The sequence below is a fragment of the uncultured Selenomonas sp. genome (genome assembly GCF_963528755.1).
Classification (GTDB): domain Bacteria; phylum Bacillota; class Negativicutes; order Selenomonadales; family Selenomonadaceae; genus Selenomonas.
The window spans coordinates 117,276-134,056 of sequence record NZ_CAURXA010000003.1 but is presented as its reverse complement, the minus strand read 5'-3'; the positions used below and the strand labels follow the sequence as shown (position 1 = coordinate 134,056).

General features: G+C 58.1%; 18 protein-coding genes and 1 tRNA gene. 10 read left to right on the top strand and 9 right to left on the bottom strand.

The window, feature by feature from the left end; translation table 11 throughout:
- Window positions 1–11: 11 nt before the first annotated feature.
- Window positions 12–719, bottom strand: a complete 708-nt coding sequence (locus tag RWS31_RS04585) for a response regulator transcription factor (RefSeq protein ID WP_314596433.1) — start codon at window positions 717–719, stop codon at window positions 12–14.
- Entirely contained in the window at window positions 716–2,218 is a 1,503-nt protein-coding gene (locus tag RWS31_RS04580; RefSeq protein WP_314596432.1) for a HAMP domain-containing sensor histidine kinase, read from the bottom strand. Before RWS31_RS04580 ends, RWS31_RS04585 begins: the two co-directional genes overlap by 4 nt.
- 232 nt (window positions 2,219–2,450) lie before the next feature.
- Here RWS31_RS04580 and RWS31_RS04575 point away from each other — a divergent pair, with 232 nt between their 5' ends.
- Window positions 2,451–3,134 carry a hypothetical protein gene (locus RWS31_RS04575; RefSeq protein ID WP_314596431.1) on the top strand — a complete coding sequence of 228 codons (684 nt, stop codon included), beginning with the start codon at window positions 2,451–2,453 and terminating at the stop codon, window positions 3,132–3,134.
- Window positions 3,135–3,170: 36 nt separating this feature from the next.
- Here the strand turns inward: RWS31_RS04575 and RWS31_RS04570 are convergent, their stop codons facing one another.
- Together RWS31_RS04570 and RWS31_RS04565 are read right to left on the bottom strand one after the other, a co-directional pair.
- Window positions 3,171–3,752 (bottom strand): GNAT family N-acetyltransferase, encoded by a 582-nt coding sequence (locus RWS31_RS04570; RefSeq protein ID WP_314596430.1) that lies wholly within the window; start codon window positions 3,750–3,752, stop codon window positions 3,171–3,173.
- 108 nt (window positions 3,753–3,860) lie between these two features.
- On the bottom strand, window positions 3,861–4,691 hold the full coding sequence (locus tag RWS31_RS04565; RefSeq protein ID WP_314596429.1) for a hypothetical protein: 831 nt from the start codon (window positions 4,689–4,691) through the stop codon (window positions 3,861–3,863).
- 295 nt (window positions 4,692–4,986) lie between these two features.
- Between RWS31_RS04565 and gap the strand changes: the two genes are divergently transcribed.
- The 5 genes from gap (at window position 4,987) to RWS31_RS04540 (ending at window position 10,625) form a co-directional block, all read left to right on the top strand.
- Window positions 4,987–6,000 carry a type I glyceraldehyde-3-phosphate dehydrogenase gene (gene gap, locus RWS31_RS04560; protein WP_264917544.1) on the top strand — a complete coding sequence of 338 codons (1,014 nt, stop codon included), beginning with the start codon at window positions 4,987–4,989 and terminating at the stop codon, window positions 5,998–6,000.
- 163 nt (window positions 6,001–6,163) lie between these two features.
- Window positions 6,164–7,381 carry a phosphoglycerate kinase gene (locus RWS31_RS04555; RefSeq protein WP_314596428.1) on the top strand — a complete coding sequence of 406 codons (1,218 nt, stop codon included), beginning with the start codon at window positions 6,164–6,166 and terminating at the stop codon, window positions 7,379–7,381.
- Window positions 7,382–7,524: 143 nt separating this feature from the next.
- The gene (tpiA, locus tag RWS31_RS04550) at window positions 7,525–8,277 is read left to right on the top strand and encodes a triose-phosphate isomerase (protein WP_314596427.1); all 753 of its coding nucleotides are present in this window, start codon (window positions 7,525–7,527) and stop codon (window positions 8,275–8,277) included.
- Window positions 8,278–8,395: 118 nt separating this feature from the next.
- On the top strand, window positions 8,396–9,928 hold the full coding sequence (gpmI, locus tag RWS31_RS04545; protein ID WP_314596426.1) for a 2,3-bisphosphoglycerate-independent phosphoglycerate mutase: 1,533 nt from the start codon (window positions 8,396–8,398) through the stop codon (window positions 9,926–9,928).
- A gap of 73 nt (window positions 9,929–10,001) precedes the next feature.
- Window positions 10,002–10,625, top strand: a complete 624-nt coding sequence (locus tag RWS31_RS04540; RefSeq protein WP_314596425.1) for a DUF5105 domain-containing protein — start codon at window positions 10,002–10,004, stop codon at window positions 10,623–10,625.
- A gap of 96 nt (window positions 10,626–10,721) precedes the next feature.
- Here RWS31_RS04540 and fliD read toward each other — a convergent pair whose 3' ends face one another.
- The 3 genes from fliD to RWS31_RS04525 form a co-directional block, all read right to left on the bottom strand.
- Window positions 10,722–11,534 carry a flagellar filament capping protein FliD gene (gene fliD, locus RWS31_RS04535; RefSeq protein ID WP_314596424.1) on the bottom strand — a complete coding sequence of 271 codons (813 nt, stop codon included), beginning with the start codon at window positions 11,532–11,534 and terminating at the stop codon, window positions 10,722–10,724.
- 112 nt (window positions 11,535–11,646) lie between these two features.
- On the bottom strand, window positions 11,647–11,919 hold the full coding sequence (locus RWS31_RS04530) for a DUF4160 domain-containing protein (RefSeq protein WP_009646633.1): 273 nt from the start codon (window positions 11,917–11,919) through the stop codon (window positions 11,647–11,649).
- Window positions 11,891–12,169: a hypothetical protein gene (locus RWS31_RS04525; protein WP_314596423.1), complete on the bottom strand. Its 279-nt coding sequence runs from the start codon at window positions 12,167–12,169 to the stop codon at window positions 11,891–11,893. The genes RWS31_RS04530 and RWS31_RS04525 overlap by 29 nt, the downstream gene beginning before the upstream one ends.
- Before the next feature lie 195 nt (window positions 12,170–12,364).
- Between RWS31_RS04525 and rpsF the strand changes: the two genes are divergently transcribed.
- From rpsF to RWS31_RS04505, 4 genes are read left to right on the top strand one after another with little or no spacing between them, the layout of a single operon-like run.
- Entirely contained in the window at window positions 12,365–12,703 is a 339-nt protein-coding gene (gene rpsF / locus RWS31_RS04520) for a 30S ribosomal protein S6 (RefSeq protein WP_314596422.1), read from the top strand.
- A gap of 18 nt (window positions 12,704–12,721) precedes the next feature.
- Window positions 12,722–13,159, top strand: a complete 438-nt coding sequence (locus RWS31_RS04515; RefSeq protein ID WP_006193907.1) for a single-stranded DNA-binding protein — start codon at window positions 12,722–12,724, stop codon at window positions 13,157–13,159.
- Window positions 13,160–13,177: 18 nt separating this feature from the next.
- Window positions 13,178–13,411 (top strand): 30S ribosomal protein S18, encoded by a 234-nt coding sequence (gene rpsR / locus RWS31_RS04510; RefSeq protein WP_013741033.1) that lies wholly within the window; start codon window positions 13,178–13,180, stop codon window positions 13,409–13,411.
- Window positions 13,412–13,468: 57 nt separating this feature from the next.
- A complete protein-coding gene (locus tag RWS31_RS04505) occupies window positions 13,469–14,191 on the top strand; it encodes a thiamine phosphate synthase (protein ID WP_314596421.1) in 723 nt (240 codons plus the stop codon).
- Window positions 14,192–15,038: 847 nt separating this feature from the next.
- Here RWS31_RS04505 and RWS31_RS04500 read toward each other — a convergent pair.
- Together RWS31_RS04500 and gltX are read right to left on the bottom strand one after the other, a co-directional pair.
- Window positions 15,039–15,113: transfer RNA gene (locus RWS31_RS04500), tRNA-Glu, on the bottom strand.
- A 21-nt stretch (window positions 15,114–15,134) separates the two neighbouring features.
- Entirely contained in the window at window positions 15,135–16,595 is a 1,461-nt protein-coding gene (gene gltX, locus RWS31_RS04495) for a glutamate--tRNA ligase (protein WP_314596420.1), read from the bottom strand.
- Window positions 16,596–16,781 lie beyond the last annotated feature (186 nt).

Sequence of the window (16,781 nt, the reverse complement as noted above, 5' to 3'; positions counted from 1 at the left end):
TGTAAGACGTTTTAACTTGTATGCCCGGCGTCACCTCGAAAGCGGTAGCCGACGCCCCAGACGGTTTCGATGTAAATGGGCGTGGCGGGGTTCGGTTCGATCTTTTCGCGGATGCGGTTGATGTGAACCATGACGGTCGCCGTGTCGCCGAGGGCGTCCATGCCCCAAATGCGGTCGAAGAGCTTGTCCTTGCTGAAAGCGATGCCGGGATTCTCCGCGAAGAAGAGTAGGAGGTCGAATTCGCGGCGCGTGAGAGAGACTTCCTTACCGTCCGTGAAGACGCGGCGCGCTTCGGGGCAGATTTCGAGTCCGCCGGTGAAGATGCTGCCCGACTTTTGCACCGTCTTTTGCGTGAGGCGCTCGTAGCGTGCGATATGCGCCTTGACGCGAGCCGTGAGTTCATTGGGGCTGAAGGGCTTGACGATGTAGTCGTCGGCGCCGAGGCCGAGGCCGCGAACCTTGTCGATTTCCTCCTGACGTGCCGAGACCATGAGGATCGGCGTGTCTTTTTCCCGGCGGATGGCGCGGCAGATGGAGAAGCCGTCCGCACTTGGCAGCATGAGGTCGAGCAGAATGAGGTCGAAGTCTTCGTCAAGCGCCTTTTCTTCGCCCTTTTTGCCGTCGGCGATGATTTCCACGGAAAAGTCGTTGGCTTCGAGGTAGTCGCGCTCAAGCTCTGCAATCGCTTTGTCGTCCTCGATGATCAGGATGCGTTTCATGCGTCGCCCCTTCTTTCTTCAGTCGTGTCTTCTTGTCGCGGCAGGGTGATCTTGAGGATGAGTCCGCCCGCTGGATTCGCCTCAGCGCGGATCGTGCCGTGGCACGCGCAGATGATTTCGCGTGCGATGGCCAGTCCCAGGCCGCTGCCCTTGCTCGTGTCGGTGCGTGCGCGGTCGGTGCGGTAGAAGGTGTCGAAGAGCTTGCCCAAGGCTTCTGCCGGCACGCCCTGTCCGTTGTCGGTGAAGCTCAGGCGGACGGTTTCTCCCGCTTCTTCAATGTGGATGTGAAGCGCGGCGGGCACGTCTTCGCGGCGGTACTTGATGCTGTTTTCGAGGAAGTTTTCAAGGACGCGCGGGAACTGCGTGCGGTCGATGGCGGCGCGGCACGGCCTGCCGTCAGAAGAGAAGGAAAGCGCGAGGCCGCGCACGGCGAACAAGTCGCTTCGATCTCTTGCGAAGTCGGCGAGGTAGTCGGCGAGGGCGACGCTTTCCAGATGAAAGGGAATCTTCTTGAGGTCAAGCTTCGAGAAGAGAAAGAGGTTTTCAACCATGTTTTCCATCAGACAGGCGCTTTCGTGAATTTGCTCGATGTAGCGGCGTTCCTTCTCAGGGCTTTTGGCGATGCCGTCGAGGATGCCGCTCGCGTAGCCCTTGATGGCGGTCAGGGGCGTCGCTAGATCATGCGAGATGCCCGCGATGAGTTCCTTGCGATTCTCGTCATACTTTTCGCGCCGCGCTTTTTCCTCTTTGAGTGACTGCCGCATGAAGTCGAAGGAGCGACCGACCGCGCCGATCTCGTCCGCTGAATCGATGGCGGGGGAGGCGTCAAGGTTGCCGCGGCGGATTTCTTCGGCGGCGATCTTGAGCTTTTCCAAGGGCGAGAGGATCTGCTCGGAGAGCAGGCGTGCGAGATAGCGGCCGAGCGCCGTGATGACGATGGCCATGGCCGCGAGGAAGATGTAGGCGAGGATTTCCCATACATCGTGCAGCGGATCTTCTTCCTTTGGCGCACGCGCGTGGAACGGGATGGGGCCGCGCGCGATGACGACGGTGCGCGTTTTCTCTGCGCGATAGAGGAGTGCGAGACCGCGCTCATCCCAGCGCAGGAAGGAGCGAGAGCTGTCGGCGATCATTTGGACGTCTTGCAGGAGTTCCTGTGGGTCGGCGCCAGGGGAGGCGTAGACGGTCTCGCCGTTCTTGGCGATGAGGCTATCGATCCCCCATCGCTCAAGTGCACGGCAGTCCGCCTCCATCTCGCTGACCTTCTTGCCGCTATCGGCCTTCGCCTTGAGGGAGCTTACGGCAAGCTGTATGGAAAGTGCCTCGCGCTTGTCCTGCCACAGGAGCGCAAGCTCCGCGTCGCGGATCGTGCCCGTCGTCTTGAGCCCCGCGAAGAGCAGGCCGCCGAGTACGAGCAGGAAGCCGACGGGAAGCGCGATCATCAGGAAGTTGGTCAAGAGGATGCGCTTTTTGAGGGAAATGTCTCGGAGTTTAAGCATGGAGGCCTCCTTAGTTGCCACAAGGATGATGTTTGTCTCCCATTATACAGGAAATATCCGATTTTGTGTCGGCTCTTGCAACTGTTTCCCTTTTGTTTCGTTTTTGTTTAGCTTTCGTTTGTTGGGGATTTAAGCGCACGCCGTATACTTGAACCATGCAAGGGGCGAGCACATGAGCCGCCCAGCAGAGGCATTTATGACATGACGTTCAATGTAAAAGGAGGCTTTCCAAATGGAAAACAAAATCATGGAAACGGCGAAGGGTATCTTCTCGGCGAAGAATTTGAAGCGCGCAGGCGTCGTCGCCGCTCTCGGCGCGGTGCTCGCGGGCGGTGGCGCTTATTGGCATCACGGGCAGGAGGTCGCCGCCAAGGAGCGCGTCAGCGAGGCGCGCACGCAGATGGTTCGGACGCAGGCGGAGAAGGAAGGCTTCGCGCTCTTGTCGGAGGATGCGGTGCGCACGCTCGTCGCCGACGCCATCGGCGTGGATGAGACGGCGGTGACTTACCGAAGGATCGAGCTTACGGAGAATCGCGCGAAGGGGATGAAGCACGATGACGACAAGCACAAGGGGGGGCATCGTGAGGGGGATCATCGAGATCAGAAGGACAAGCACGAGAGAAAGGATCATCGCGGCGATCAGCCGAAGGATGTACATGACAGGCAGATGCCGGCGCCGGACGCTCCCGCGCCGCAGCAGAAGTCGCCTGCTCTGGTGCCTGATGCACAGCAGCCGCCTGCCCCTGCACCGGATGCTGCGAGTCCTGCTCCTGGCACGGCGTCCGCTGCTCCTGCGCCGAACCGCGCATTGTTCCAGCCCGTGTATCGCGTGAAGTGCTATGCAAACAATGTGAAGTATGAACTGATCCTCGATGCGCAGTCAGGCGCGGTGCTCTACCGCGAGATTGATGACTGAGGAGGAAGAAGGGACGTACCGCAAAGACGGTGAATATTATAGAAAACCCCGCCAAGGCTTCACGGGCTGCGGCGGGGTTTCGTGCGCCGCGAGGTCTTTTTCCATCCATATCATATCGTACCAGCGGTCGAACTTGTAGGCGCATTGGTGGAAACGCCCCGCGAGACGATAGCCGATATGCTCGTGGAATTTCCAGCTGTTTTCCGTCAGGTAGGGATCGTCCGTTGTACGCGGGACGGCGATGCAGGCATTGAGACTGACGATGTTCATGCGGCGAAGCTCGTCTTCCAAGACGAGGCAAAGTCTCTTGCCGAGACCTCTGGCGTGCGCTTCCTCTTTGATGTAGATGGTGCTTTCCGCCGCCCAAGCATAAGCGGCGCGCGGATGGAGCGGCGAAGCGTAGGCGTAGCCGAGCGCCTCGCCTGCGCGTTCTGCAACGATGTAGGGATAGTGCGCGAGCGTCCTCTCGATGCGCGTGCGAAATTCGTTTGCAGACGGCGCCTCGTACTCGAAGGAGATTGCCGTATGGAGCACGTAGGGGCGATAGATCGCCGAGAGCTGTGCCGCGTCTTCAGGCCGTGCGGCGCGAAGAGAGATACCGTCGATATATGTTGTCATCTGGGGAATGCCTCCTGCTCGGGTTGCTCGGGCTTCAAAAGAGAGCCTGCCGCATGACGAACATGCGGCAGGCTCTCTTCGTGGCTTCGGTATGTATTGGCGCATTGCTTATGCGCCGACATCGACCTTTGTGTTGCGCGTGGGGTTCTTCGCGGCTTCGGCGGCATTTTGCATCTGGCGTATGTAGGCGGCTTTCGCCTGCTGCAGCACAGACGGCGTATGGCGTGCGGCCGTCTCGACGATGCGCTTGTTCGCCTGCTGGAAGGCGGACGAGCCGACCTTCGTGTCGTTGCCGAAGGGCGAGGATTTGGAAACGGCGTTCGCGGCGCGTGAGGCACGCGATGCCGACTGCTGAGCGAGGACAAAAGCTTCTTCGTTTGCCTGCTGGAATTTCGATGAGCCGACTTTCGTGTCGTTGCCGAAGGGCGAGGCCATGTAGACGGCCTTTGCTTCGCGTGCCGACTTTGCAATCGAGCGGTCGGCGAGCTGTGCTGCTTCTTCGTTTGCCTGCTGGAACTTCGACGTGCCGAGCTTCGTATCGTTGCCGAGGATTGAGCCCATGTAGTACGCCTTGGCGGCTCGGGCGGAGCTGGCGATCGAGCGGTCGGCGAGGGCGATCGCCTCCTCGTTCGACTGCTGGAACTTTGACGTGCCGATCTTTGTGTCATTGCCGAAGGGCGAGGACATGTAGATCTCCTTCGCCGCGCGTGCAGACTGCGCGATCGAGCGATTGGCAAGCTGCTCTGCTTCCTTGTTTGACTGCTGAAATTTCGAGGTACCGAGCTTCGTATCGTTGCCGAAGGGCGAAGACTTGTAGACTTCCTTTGCCTCGTGCCATCCTTGGGCGGCCTTCTGGCGTCCTACTTCGGCGAGGTTCAAGTTGATCTTCTCGAACGTTGCCGAGCCGTAGGGGTTGACTGAAATTGAAGAGATGCTCATCGTTCTTTCCTCCCTGCTTCCCTGCCGGGTCATGCTGATGATTCACACGGAATCTTCCTAGGATATTCTCCCCATATTATAACAAATATTTCTTTTGCCTTCAATGTCTTCTCAGAATATTTCCTAACCTAGAATATCATTGACAATCGCTCCCGTTCTAGTGTAATATTAAAGAAGAATTGGCAGGGGCTTTTGCCCTTGCCGGAAGGTTTCGCAGACGGCGCACGAACTTTCTGTGCCTCGTCTGTATCGCCGCCGGGCAAAGCCGGGGGAAGGACTAGGGGGTATTTTACAAATGGCAGTAAAAGTAGCGATCAATGGTTTCGGACGTATCGGCCGCCTCGCGTTTCGTCAGATGTTTGATGCAGAGGGCTATGAAGTCGTAGCCATCAACGATCTCACGAACCCCAAGATGCTCGCGCACCTCTTGAAGTATGATTCGACGCAGGGCAAGTACGAATACGCGGACAAGGTGGAAGCCGGCGAGGACTCCATCACGGTCAACGGTAAGAAGATCAACATCTATAAGGAAGCCGATGCCTCGAAGATTCCTTGGGGCAAGCATGACGTCGACGTCGTACTCGAATGCACGGGCTTCTATACCTCGAAGGAAAAGGCTTCGGCGCATCTCGCCGCCGGCGCGAAGAAGGTCGTCATCTCGGCGCCTGCCGGCAACGATCTGCCGACGATCGTCTTCAATGTCAACCACAAGATCCTGAAGCCTGAGGACAAGATCATTTCGGCGGCTTCTTGCACGACGAACTGCCTTGCTCCGATGGCGAAGGGCCTCAACGACCTCGCGCCGATCCAGAGCGGCATCATGGCGACGATCCATGCCTACACGGGCGATCAGATGACTTTGGACGGCCCGCAGCGCAAGGGCGATCTGCGCCGCAGCCGCGCCGCTGCCGTCAATATTGTGCCGAACTCGACGGGCGCGGCGAAGGCGATCGGTCTCGTCATCCCCGAGCTCAAGGGCAAGCTCATCGGCGCTGCGCAGCGCGTCCCGACTCCTACGGGTTCGACGACGCTTCTCTTCGCTGTCGTCAAGGGTGAGGTCACGGTCGAGCAGATCAACGCGCAGATGAAGAAGGAAGCGACGGAGTCCTACGGCTACAACGAGGACGAGATCGTCTCCAGCGATATCGTCGGCATGCGCTACGGCTCGCTCTTCGATGCGACGCAGACGATGGTCAGCCCCATCGGTGACGGCAACACGCAGGTGCAGGTTGTTTCGTGGTACGACAACGAGAACAGCTACACGAGCCAGATGGTTCGCACGATCAAGTACTTTGCTGAACTGAAGTAAGGAAAGCACGAATAAATTCAGCGCTTTCTGAGAGCGAGAGCGGTCGGCGAAATACGGGAGAGGCGAAGCTAGCGCGCCTTTCTGAAAAAATCAGCTGAGTCAAGATCCATGAGGTCCGGCCGCGTTTGGGCCGGGCCTCTGTTCTTTTTATGGGAGGATTTTTATGAACAAGAAGACGATTAAGGACATCGACGTCAAGGGCAAGAAGGTCTTCGTGCGCGTCGATTACAATGTGCCGTTCGATGACAAGATGAATATCACGAATGACACGCGCATGGTGCGCACGCTGCCGACGCTCAATTATCTTCTTGACGGCGGCGCGGCGCTGATCCTCGCGTGCCACATCGGACGCCCGACGGAGGCGAAGGAGGAGAAGTTCTCGACGAAGCATCTCGTCAAGCACCTTTCGGAACTCCTGAAGAAGGATGTGAAGTGGGCGTCCGACTGCGTAGGGCCTGAGGCCGAGAAGGCGGCTGCGGACTTGAAGCCTGGTGAGGTGCTGCTCCTCGAAAACCTGCGCTATCACAAGGAAGAGAAGAAGAACGATCCCGTTTTCGCCAAGCAGCTTGCCTCGCTTGCGGACGTCGCCGTTGATGATGCCTTCGGCGTCGCGCACCGCGCTCATGCCTCGAATGTCGGCATCGCTTCTGATCTTGAAACGGTCGCAGGGTTCCTCATGGAGAAGGAGATCAACTACATCGGCAAGACGCTCGAAGCACCCGCGCATCCTTTCGTCGCTATCATCGGCGGCGCAAAGGTCTCGGATAAGATCGGCGTCATCAGCAACATGATCGAGAAGGTCGACACGATCATCATCGGCGGCGGCATGGCGCATACGTTCGATGCGGCCAAGGGGCTGCCGATCGGCGATTCACTGTGCGAGCCGGACAAGATGGATCTCGCGAAGGAGCTTCTCGAAAAGGCGAAGGCGAAGGGCGTCAAGGTCATCCTGCCGCTCGATGTCGCCGTCGCGAACATGTTCCCGCTCGCTGACGAGGCGAAGTTTGCTTCCGAGGGCAAGACGAAGGTCGTTGCGGTCGACAAGGTGGAGAACGGTTGGCAGGCGCTCGACAGCGGCCCGAAGACATCTGAGGCGTATGTCGAAGCGCTGAAGGGCGCGAAGACGATCATTTGGAATGGTCCGATGGGCGTCTTCGAGTGCGACGAGTTCGCCAAGGGCACGCTCGCAGTCGCGAAAGCCGTCGCCGATGCGACGGAGGCGGGCGCGACGAGCATCGTCGGCGGCGGCGATTCCATCGCGGCGCTGAAGAAGACGGGGCTTTCGGACAAGATTTCGCACATCTCGACGGGCGGCGGTGCGACGCTGGAGTTCCTTGAGGGCAAGGTTCTGCCGGGCATCGCGGCGATTGCCGAGAAGTAAGAGCTTCTGCGAGATGGCGTACAGCGTCCGCAAAGTTGGATGCTCGTGCTCGCCGCAAAAGAAGCAGGAGGAAGATAGAAGATTTGCGGGAGCGCGTGTCGCTTTGACGTGCTCCCGATGTTCCATACGAGGAGGAAGATTTTATGGCAAGAAGGCCCATCATTGCAGGCAACTGGAAGATGAACAATACGATCGCCGAGGGTGTAGCGCTCGTCAAGGAGCTTATGCCGCTCGTGAAGGATGCAAAGGACGTCGACGTCGTTGCTTGCCCGACGGCGACGGCGCTCGCCGCTGTGGCAGAAGCCGTCAAAGGCTCGAACATCCACATCGGCGCACAGAACGTACATTGGGAGAAGAGCGGCGCCTATACGGGCGAGATTTCGACGGCGATGCTCAAGGAGATCGGTGTCGACTACTGCGTGCTCGGCCACTCCGAACGCCGCGAGTACTTCGGCGAGACGGACGAGGGTGTCAACAAGCGTGCCAAGGCTGCCTATGCGGCGGGCATCACGCCGATCATCTGCTGCGGAGAACCACTTGAAATCCGCGAGGCGAACACCTACATCGACTTCGTGACGAAGCAGATCAAGGCGGCACTCGACGGCTTCTCTGCCGATGAGGTCGCTCATCTCGTCATCGCCTACGAGCCGATCTGGGCGATCGGCACGGGCAAGACGGCGACCTTTGAGCAGGCGGAGGAAGTCTGCGCCGCCATTCGCGCGACGGTTGCCGAGGTATTCAACCAGGCGGCGGCAGATGCCATCCGCATCCAGTACGGCGGCAGCGTCAAGCCCGCAACGATCGCAGGACTCATGGAGAAGCCGAACGTCGACGGCGCTCTTGTCGGCGGCGCGTCGCTCAAGGCGAAGGACTTCAGCGAGATCGTGAAGTTCTGACGAGAAGGAAACCTTTTGAGCGGCACTGCAGACGCGATGCCGCTCCTTTTGGGGAGCAGCCTCTATGGGCGGCTTCCTGCAATATTTGCAACATACTCCATAGGAAAGGGGTAGATCTATGGCAACTTTGAAACATGCACCGGTCGCGCTCATCATCATGGATGGCTGGGGAATCGGCGACCCGAAAGACCCGACGAACGCCATCGCCGTTGGAAAGACGCCTGTCTTGGACGGCCTCACGGCAAAATACCCGCATGCCCAGCTGCAGGCATCGGGTGAGTACGTCGGCCTGCCTGACGGGCAGATGGGCAACTCCGAGGTCGGGCATACGAACATCGGCGCAGGACGCATCATCTACCAGGAGCTCACGCGCATCACGAAGGCGATCGCCGACGGTACGTTCTTCGAGAACAAGGCGCTGCTCCATGCCATCGCGGGTGCGAAGAAGTCGGGCGGCGCACTGCACCTCCTCGGCCTCGTTTCGCCGGGCGGCGTGCACAGCCACGAAAAGCACCTCTACGGGCTTCTTGAAATGGCGAAGCGGAACGGTATCGAGAAGGTCTATGTGCATGCCTTCCTCGACGGCCGCGACGTGCCTCCGACGAGCGCGGCGGGCTATCTTGCCGAACTCGAAGAGAAATGCCGCGAGATCGGCGTCGGCGAGATCGCGACGATCGCGGGACGTTACTACGCCATGGATCGCGACAAGCGCTGGGAGCGCGTCGAGAAGGCGTATGACGCCATCGCCAAGGGAGACGGCGTGAAGAAAGCGACGGCGAAGGAAGCCATCGAGGCCTCGTATGCGGAGAAGGTGACGGATGAGTTCGTCGTTCCTGCCGCCATCGGCGGCTATGCGGGCATGAAGAAGGGTGACGGCGTCATATTCTTCAACTTCCGCCCCGACCGCGCGAGAGAACTCACGCATGCCTTCACCGACACGAAATTCGACGGATTCCCGCGCGTCGAAGGGCTTGATCTCGCGTTCACGACTATGACGCAGTACGAGGAAGGCATGAACGTTGAAATCGCCTATCCGCCCGAGAGCATCAAGAACACGCTCGGCTCGATCATCGAGCAGAAGGGCTTGACACAGCTTCGCATCGCCGAGACGGAGAAGTACGCGCATGTCACGTTCTTCTTCAACGGCGGCGTCGAAGAGCCGTACAAGGGTGAGGACCGCATCCTCGTGCCCTCGCCGAAGGTGGCGACATACGATCTGCAGCCCGAGATGAGTGCGCTCGAAGTCACAGACAAGGTCGTCGCTGCTATTGAGTCGGGCAAGTACGACTTCATCATTCTGAACTATGCGAACGGCGACATGGTCGGTCATACGGGCGTCATGGAAGCCGCCGTCAAGGCGGTCGAGACGGTCGATGCCTGCGTCGGCCGCTTCGTCGAAGCGGCGCAGAAGATGGGTGGCGAGGTTTGCATCATCGCCGATCACGGCAACGCTGACCGCATGGTTGACCACGCGACGGGGCAGCCCTTCACAGCGCATACTACGAATCCCGTGCCGTTTATATGCGTGTCCGACCGCGTGAAGAAGGCGCATAACGGTGCACTATGCGATATCGCACCGACGCTCTTGACGCTCGCAGGGCTCGAAATTCCGCCCGAAATGACGGGCAAACCCCTCGTGGAAATGAAGTGAGGTTTGTTTTGCGGCGGGGGAAGGCAAGGCTTTTCCCCGCTATGTTTTTGTCAACGAAAGGAGAACGCAAGATATGAAAAAATCCGTTTGGAAGTCCTTCACCGCCCTCCTCGGCGTCCTTCTCGTCACCCTTCTCATCGCAGGCTGCGGACAGAAGGAAGAGCCGGAAGTCAGCATGGAATCCCTCGGCAAGGCGCTCCTCCAGGAAGACAAGGCCGGCATGGAGAAGTTCGGCATCAAGGAAGGAGAAGTCCGCGGTGCCTTCATGAAATCCTTCGTCACGGCCTTTAAGGCTGCTTCAGGCGGGCTTTTCACGAACGATCAAGCGCAGCAGATCGGCGAGGCTTGCCTCAATGCATTGAAAAAATGCAATGTGAAGGCAAAGACGCTGGAAAAGAAGGACGACAAGGCGAAGGTCGAACTGACGATCGATACGATCGACGCAAGTTCGATAGATATGGATAAGATTGCGGAAGAGACGCAGGCGGGCGCTGCGAAAGATGCTGAGCTGGATACGCTCATGGACGCGTTTATGAAGAACTTTGCCAAGGCGATCGAGGGACTCCAACCGAAGGGCACGAAGACGATCCAGGTGGAATGCACCTATGACAGCTCTAAGGGCGTATGGCTGCCGAACGATATGGTGGGCACGTCGGATAAGATTCTCGAAACCGCAGGAGGAGATCTGATGAAATAACAGCATAAGCGTGACTTCTTGGAATTTCATAGTAAAAAACGGTCGGAACTCAAAAGCTCCGGCCGTTTTTGGTATCGTTTTGTATTAAGAGAGGCTTCAGAAGAACATCGACAGCAGCGTTCCGACATTGGCATAGGAATTCATGCTCGTCAAGGAGCCTGCCGATGTATAGGCGAGCGCGCGCTGGTAGTTGGGGCCGAGCATCTGCTGCGCCGACGGGAAGATCTTGTCACGCTGCGTCTTGGCGAAGTCGACCTTCTTTTCTGTCGCACCCGCAAGGCCGTTTTTGCCAAGGATGTTCTCGACGCGGTTCGGCTCTTCCTTGAGCGCCTTCGTCAGCGCCGCGTCATTGACGGAGAGCGTGCCCGACGACGAGTTCACCGTTATGCCGACTTGGCGCAGGGTGTCCGCCTTGTATGAAGCGTCGCCGAAGAGCTTTTCCATGCCCGAAGCACGACTTGAGACGTCGGAGTAGTCGCCGAACATCTTGATCGTGTCGTTGTAATCCGAGACGAAATCTTTGACGTTCTTGATCGCGGCTTCCGTGTTCTTCTTCGTGTCCGCTTCGGTCGCGCCCGTGACGTTGAAGTTCGTGTTCTTCAGTGCCGCAGATGTCTTGGAAAGAGAGTTCATCGCCGTATCGAACGTTTTGTAGAAGCCGTCGGAGGCTTCGTGGTAAGACTTCAGTACGGCGCGCGTGTTCGCCTTGAGGTTCATCAGGGCGTAGGCGTTCGAGCCGAAGCCCTGCGAGTTTAAGAGCGAGGAAAGCCCCTTGGAAGCGCGGGAGGACTGCGTTCCAAAAAGCGAATTGCCCGCAGTGCCCATTCCGCCGAAAAGCGAGTAGCCGCTCTTCTGTGCAAAGCGGTACATGCCGTAGTTCGCTTGCGTCATGGAATATATCGTTGGCATGATGACCAGCTCCTTTCGAGAATGTAAGATAGCATTGATTCTTCACGAGAAAATATACCGTTTCATTGAGTATATCGAAAGGTGGGAGGAATTTCTTTAGTATCTGGATTGCTCACAAGCGACCAAAATGCTGGTACCAGCTGTAGACGATGCTCTCTTTGTTCGCTGCGATGCCTTTGAGCAGACGGTTCAAATCTTTTGTCGGAATGCCGCTGTGATTATGTGCAACGATGGGATTGCCCGTTGGCGGAATCCAAATTTTTGTGGCGTTTGGTGTTGGTACACCTTTACAAACATGTATGTGTACAGGTTCGTCATTTTCGTTTGACCAGAAAAAGAGACGGTAACCGAATAACTCACCCCACGTCGGCAATGATTTCACCATCCTCGCGTGCGATCTCCCAGATTAGAGCGCTGTTTCGCTGAACGAAATTGAGCAGCTCGGTGCGCTCGTCCTCGCTAAAGCCGCTGTAGCTTACGAACGAGATGCTTGGCAGCAGGATTTCTGCCGTATCAAAGCCGTTTTCTGCTGCACGCTCCATATAGACCAAGATGCTTTCGCCCTTTTGAGCGGATTGGTGTATATCGGAAAATGTTGTGACGATGCCGTTGATCGTGCTGTAATGATGCTTCATGACGCACCTCCTCTTCTGAATATCTGCTACATCAAATATAGAGGAGGTGCCGCGCTTTGTCAAATGGGAATTTCTCCTTGCCCCAAGGCTTTTCTTATGATATAATCATTCAGTCACAGGACAGTTGGTTCGAATATTTTAGTTTGAGCCTTCCCTGCTCCCGAGGGAGCCACAGACCATAGAGGAGGTGTTTTTGTGAGAAAATACGAGGTTATCTTTATCGTGAAGCCGATGGAGGAGGAAGCGACGAACGCTGTTATTGAGAAGTTCGTCAAGCTGATTCAGACGAACGGCGGCACGATCGACAAGGAAGACCGTTGGGGCAAGAAGCGTCTGGCGTATGAGATCAAGGATTACACGGACGGCTACTACTGCTTGCTCAATGTCACGGCTGAGCCTGCCTGCATGAAGGAGTGTGACCGCGTCATGAAGATCACCGACGATCTTCTGAAGCACATGATCGTGCGCGCGGAGGAGCTCATCGCGGCCGGCGAGAAGGCTGAGGCCGAGACGGAAGCCGGCGAGGCAGAGTAAGCTGAGGGAGGAAATGCCATGAACAAGGTGCTTTTGACCGGAAATCTCGCCCGCGATCCCGAGGTGCGCTACACGCAGAGCGGCAAGGCGGTCGCTTCGTTTTCGCTCGCCGTGAACCGCCGCTTCGGCAAGGCGAACGACGGGCAGCAGCCGTCGGCAGACTTCATTTCCATCGTCGCATGGGAGAAGCTCGCGGAGTTCTGCGGTAACTATCTGACGAAAGGCAGCCGCATCCTCGTCGAGGGGCGTCTGCAGGCGAGAAGCTACGATGCACAGGACGGCTCGAAGCGCTATGTGACGGAAGTCGTCGCAAACGACATCGAGTTCGCCGGCTCGCGTCCGCAGGGCGCGGGTGCGCCGGGCACACCGATGCAGAGCAGTGCGCCGAGCCATCAGCCGCCTGCCGGACAGGAGTCCTTCGGCCCTTCCATACCCGATGAGGAGATCCCATTCTAAACAGGGGAGGGAATTGATTTGATCAGACGTGACAGAGGCAGACGTTCGCGCCGCAAGGTTTGCACGTTCTGCGTGGACAAGGTGGATGTCATCGACTATAAGGATGTCGCGAAGCTGCGCCGTTTCATCACGGAGCGCGGCAAGATCCTGCCGCGCCGCATTTCGGGCAACTGCGCGAAGCATCAGCGCCAGGTGACGCTTGCGATCAAGCGCGCGCGCAACATTGCGCTTTTGCCGTTCACTGCGGAGTAAGGAAGAGAGAGCCGAAAGGCTCTCTTTTTGTATGGATAAGGGATGGGAGGCGCTCCTATGGGCTTTTCCGTGAGCGATATGACTTTGCGCTCGCATCTCGCGGTCACGGCGTATCTCGTCATCGGGCCTCGTGATACGAAGGGGCGGCGCGTCGGCGAGATCGTCAAGGCGGCGGTGTGCGCGGGCTTCACGGCGGTGCAGCTTCGCGCGAAGGAGGAGAGCGCACGCGAGCAGATCGCGCTGCTCGGCGAGGCGGCGCGGGCGATCGAGGCGGCCGGCGCGGCAGCAAGCGTGCCGCTTCTCGTCGACGATCGGCTCGACGTCGCGCTCGCGGCGCGGGAGATGGGCGTCGCCGTCGCGGGCGTGCATGTGGGGCAGAAGGACGTGCCCGCGCATATTTGCCGCCGCCTTCTCGGGGAAGCGGCGATCGTCGGCCTGTCGGCGCATCCGCAGGATCTTCCTCGGCTTGCGCCTGAGGATTTGGCGGCTGCCGACTACATCGGCACAGGTCCTTTGCACGCGACGGCGTCAAAGCCCGATGCCGGCATCGAGGCAGACGGCAGCTTCCGTACGCGCAGCCTGGCGGAAATCGCCGCCTTCGCCCAAAAGAGTCCCGTGCCCGTGATCGTCGGCGGTGGCGTTAAGGCGGCGGATCTTCCCGCTGTCAAAGCGGCGGGCGCCGCCGGCTTCTTCGTGATCTCCGCCGTGGCAGCGGCGGCAGATGCGGAAGGTGCAGCAAGGGAAATGGTGGCGCGATGGAAGGACCGAGGCTGCCATTGAGGAATGACTTGCATATCACTGGGTAAATGTGCTATACTGAGTGCGGCAGGAAAGTAGTGGTGACACCATTTCTACATGCGGAAAGCCCCCCGAGGTTACAGCTTGGGGGGCTTTCCTGTTCCCATGATGCGAGCAGGGACTAACGCTCAGGCTTGTTGCCGGTTTCTCTCTCGTCAAGCCATCTGCAGAGATAGTGGCAGACTATTCCTGCCGCGACGGAGATAAGGAAGTTAGTAGTGACATTTTCCATATTCTACATGCACCTCCTTCCTGTGCCAGTCTGGAGGCGGCAACGAGCAAAGTATACCATATTCTGGGGAAAAAGAGAAGGTGCGGTCAACGTCAGCCGTTCGTTTGCGCCCTTTGGGCTTGACTTACGGGACGTTTTCGCATACGACTTGTTACCCGTTCAGCTTCACCCCTTCGGGGTTCGCTTTACGGACAAGTCAGCAGCGGTCAACGTCAGCCGTTCGTCTGCGCCCTTTGGGCTTGACTTACGGGACGTTTTCGCATACGACCTATTTGCCAATCAGCTGCGCCCGTTGGGCTTGCTTCTTGGATAGGTCAGCAGCGGTCAACGTCGACCAATCACGCTTCGCCGTTGGCTCGCGTTCTTGGGACGTTTTCGCATACGACTTGTTACCCGTTCAGCTTCACCCCTTCGGGGTTCGCTTTACGGACAAGTCAGCAGCGGTCAACGTCAGCCGTTCGTCTGCGCCCTTTGGGCTTGACTTACGGGACGTTTTCGCATACGACCTATTTGCCAATCAGCTGCGCCCGTTGGGCTTGCTTCTTGGATAGGTCAGTAAAAAGGGCTGAAGCCAATGGCTTCAGCCCTGAAAATTCTTGGTGACTCCTATGGGATTCGAACCCATGAACCCGCCGTGAGAGGGCGGTGTCTTAACCACTTGACGAAGGAGCCGCATGAACACGACTTATTATATTACATATTCTGCAGTTTGGCAAGACTTTTTTTGAGACGATCGAGAGAATTTTTTTTGCCGAGCAGGAAGAGTACTTCCGTGAGGCCGCCCGGCGTGACTTTCTGCCCTGAGACGGCGATGCGAAGCGGCCACATGACGGCGCCCTTCTTTTCGCCGCGCTGTTCTGCGAAGGCGTCGAGCGCCGCGTTGATGGCGTCGGGAGTCCACGGCTCTATGCTTTCGAGCATCGGCAGCGCTTCGGGAAGGAGAGTGCGCGCCTTTTCCGGGTTCGTCTTGTTGCGCTTGTTCGTGTAGCAGTCGAGGTCGTAGTCGGGCATCTCGATGAGGAAATGGATCTGCTCTTTGATTTCGCCGAGGCGGCTGAGGCGCGGGCGCAGGACTTCGGCGGCGTAGTCCCACTTCTCGGCAAGTTCTGCTGGTAGGTCGCCGGCGAAGGGACGCGCGAGTTTGGCGAAGGCGTCGGACTCCATCGACTTGAAGTATTCGCCGTTCATCCAGTCGAGCTTCTTGTAGTCGAAGATGGCGGGCGACTTGCTGATGCCGTCTAGGGAGAACGCCCCGATGAGCTCTTCCATCGTGAAGATTTCCTGATTCGTGTCCTTGGGCGACCAGCCGAGGAGCGCGACATAGTTCGTGACGGCTTCGGCGAGGTAGCCTTTGTCGAGAAGCTGGCCGAAACTCGCTGCGCCGTGACGCTTCGAGAGCTTCGACACGGTGCCGTCTTCGCTCTTTCCCATGACGGGCGGCAGGTGGATGAACTCGGGCAGCTGCCAGCCGAAGAATTCGTAGAGCAGCACATGCTTGGGCGTCGAAGTGATGTACTCGTTGCCGCGGATGACGTGCGTGATCTCCATGAGGTGATCGTCTACGACGTTGGCGAAGTTGTACGTCGGCATGCCGTCGCTCTTCAAGAGAATCTGGTCTTCGAGTTCGCTGTTCTCGATCGTGATGCTGCCGAGGATCAGATCGCGGTACGTCGTCGAGCCGGTGAGCGGCATCTTCTGGCGGATGACGTAGGGCGTTCCCGCCGCAAGCTGGCGCTCGATTTCCTCGGGGGCGAGGTCGCGGCAGTGGCGGTCATAGCCGCCGAACTTTTCGGATTCCGGCTCGTGCGCATGATCTTTCGCCGAGCAGAAGCAGCGATAGGCGTGGCCGCTGGCGACGAGTTTTTCGGCATATTCCTTGTAGATCGCCTTGCGCTCGCTCTGCACATAGGGGCCGAAAGCGCCACCCTTTTCAGGGCTTTCATCGGCGATGATGTGTGCGGCGGCAAGACTCTCGTTGATGACCTCGCGTGCGCCTTCGACGAAGCGCTCCTGATCCGTGTCCTCGATGCGCAGGATGAAGTCGCCGCCCTGGGACTTCGCGAAGAGATAGCCGTAAAGCGCTGTGCGCAGATTGCCGATGTGCATGTAGCCCGTGGGACTGGGCGCGAAGCGCGTGCGTATACGATTGCTCAAGATGATTCCTCCCGATGCTCTTTTTGTGTCTATTCTAGTTTCTTGTTGTAGTATATCAGCAATGCAGGCGATGTGCAAACCACATACGGGGGTGAGAGAGTTCTAACTCGTATTCCTGAGGAGTCATGCTATAATGGACATATCCACAGAGGGGAAACACACCGAGTGAAAATTTTCTATTTAGGA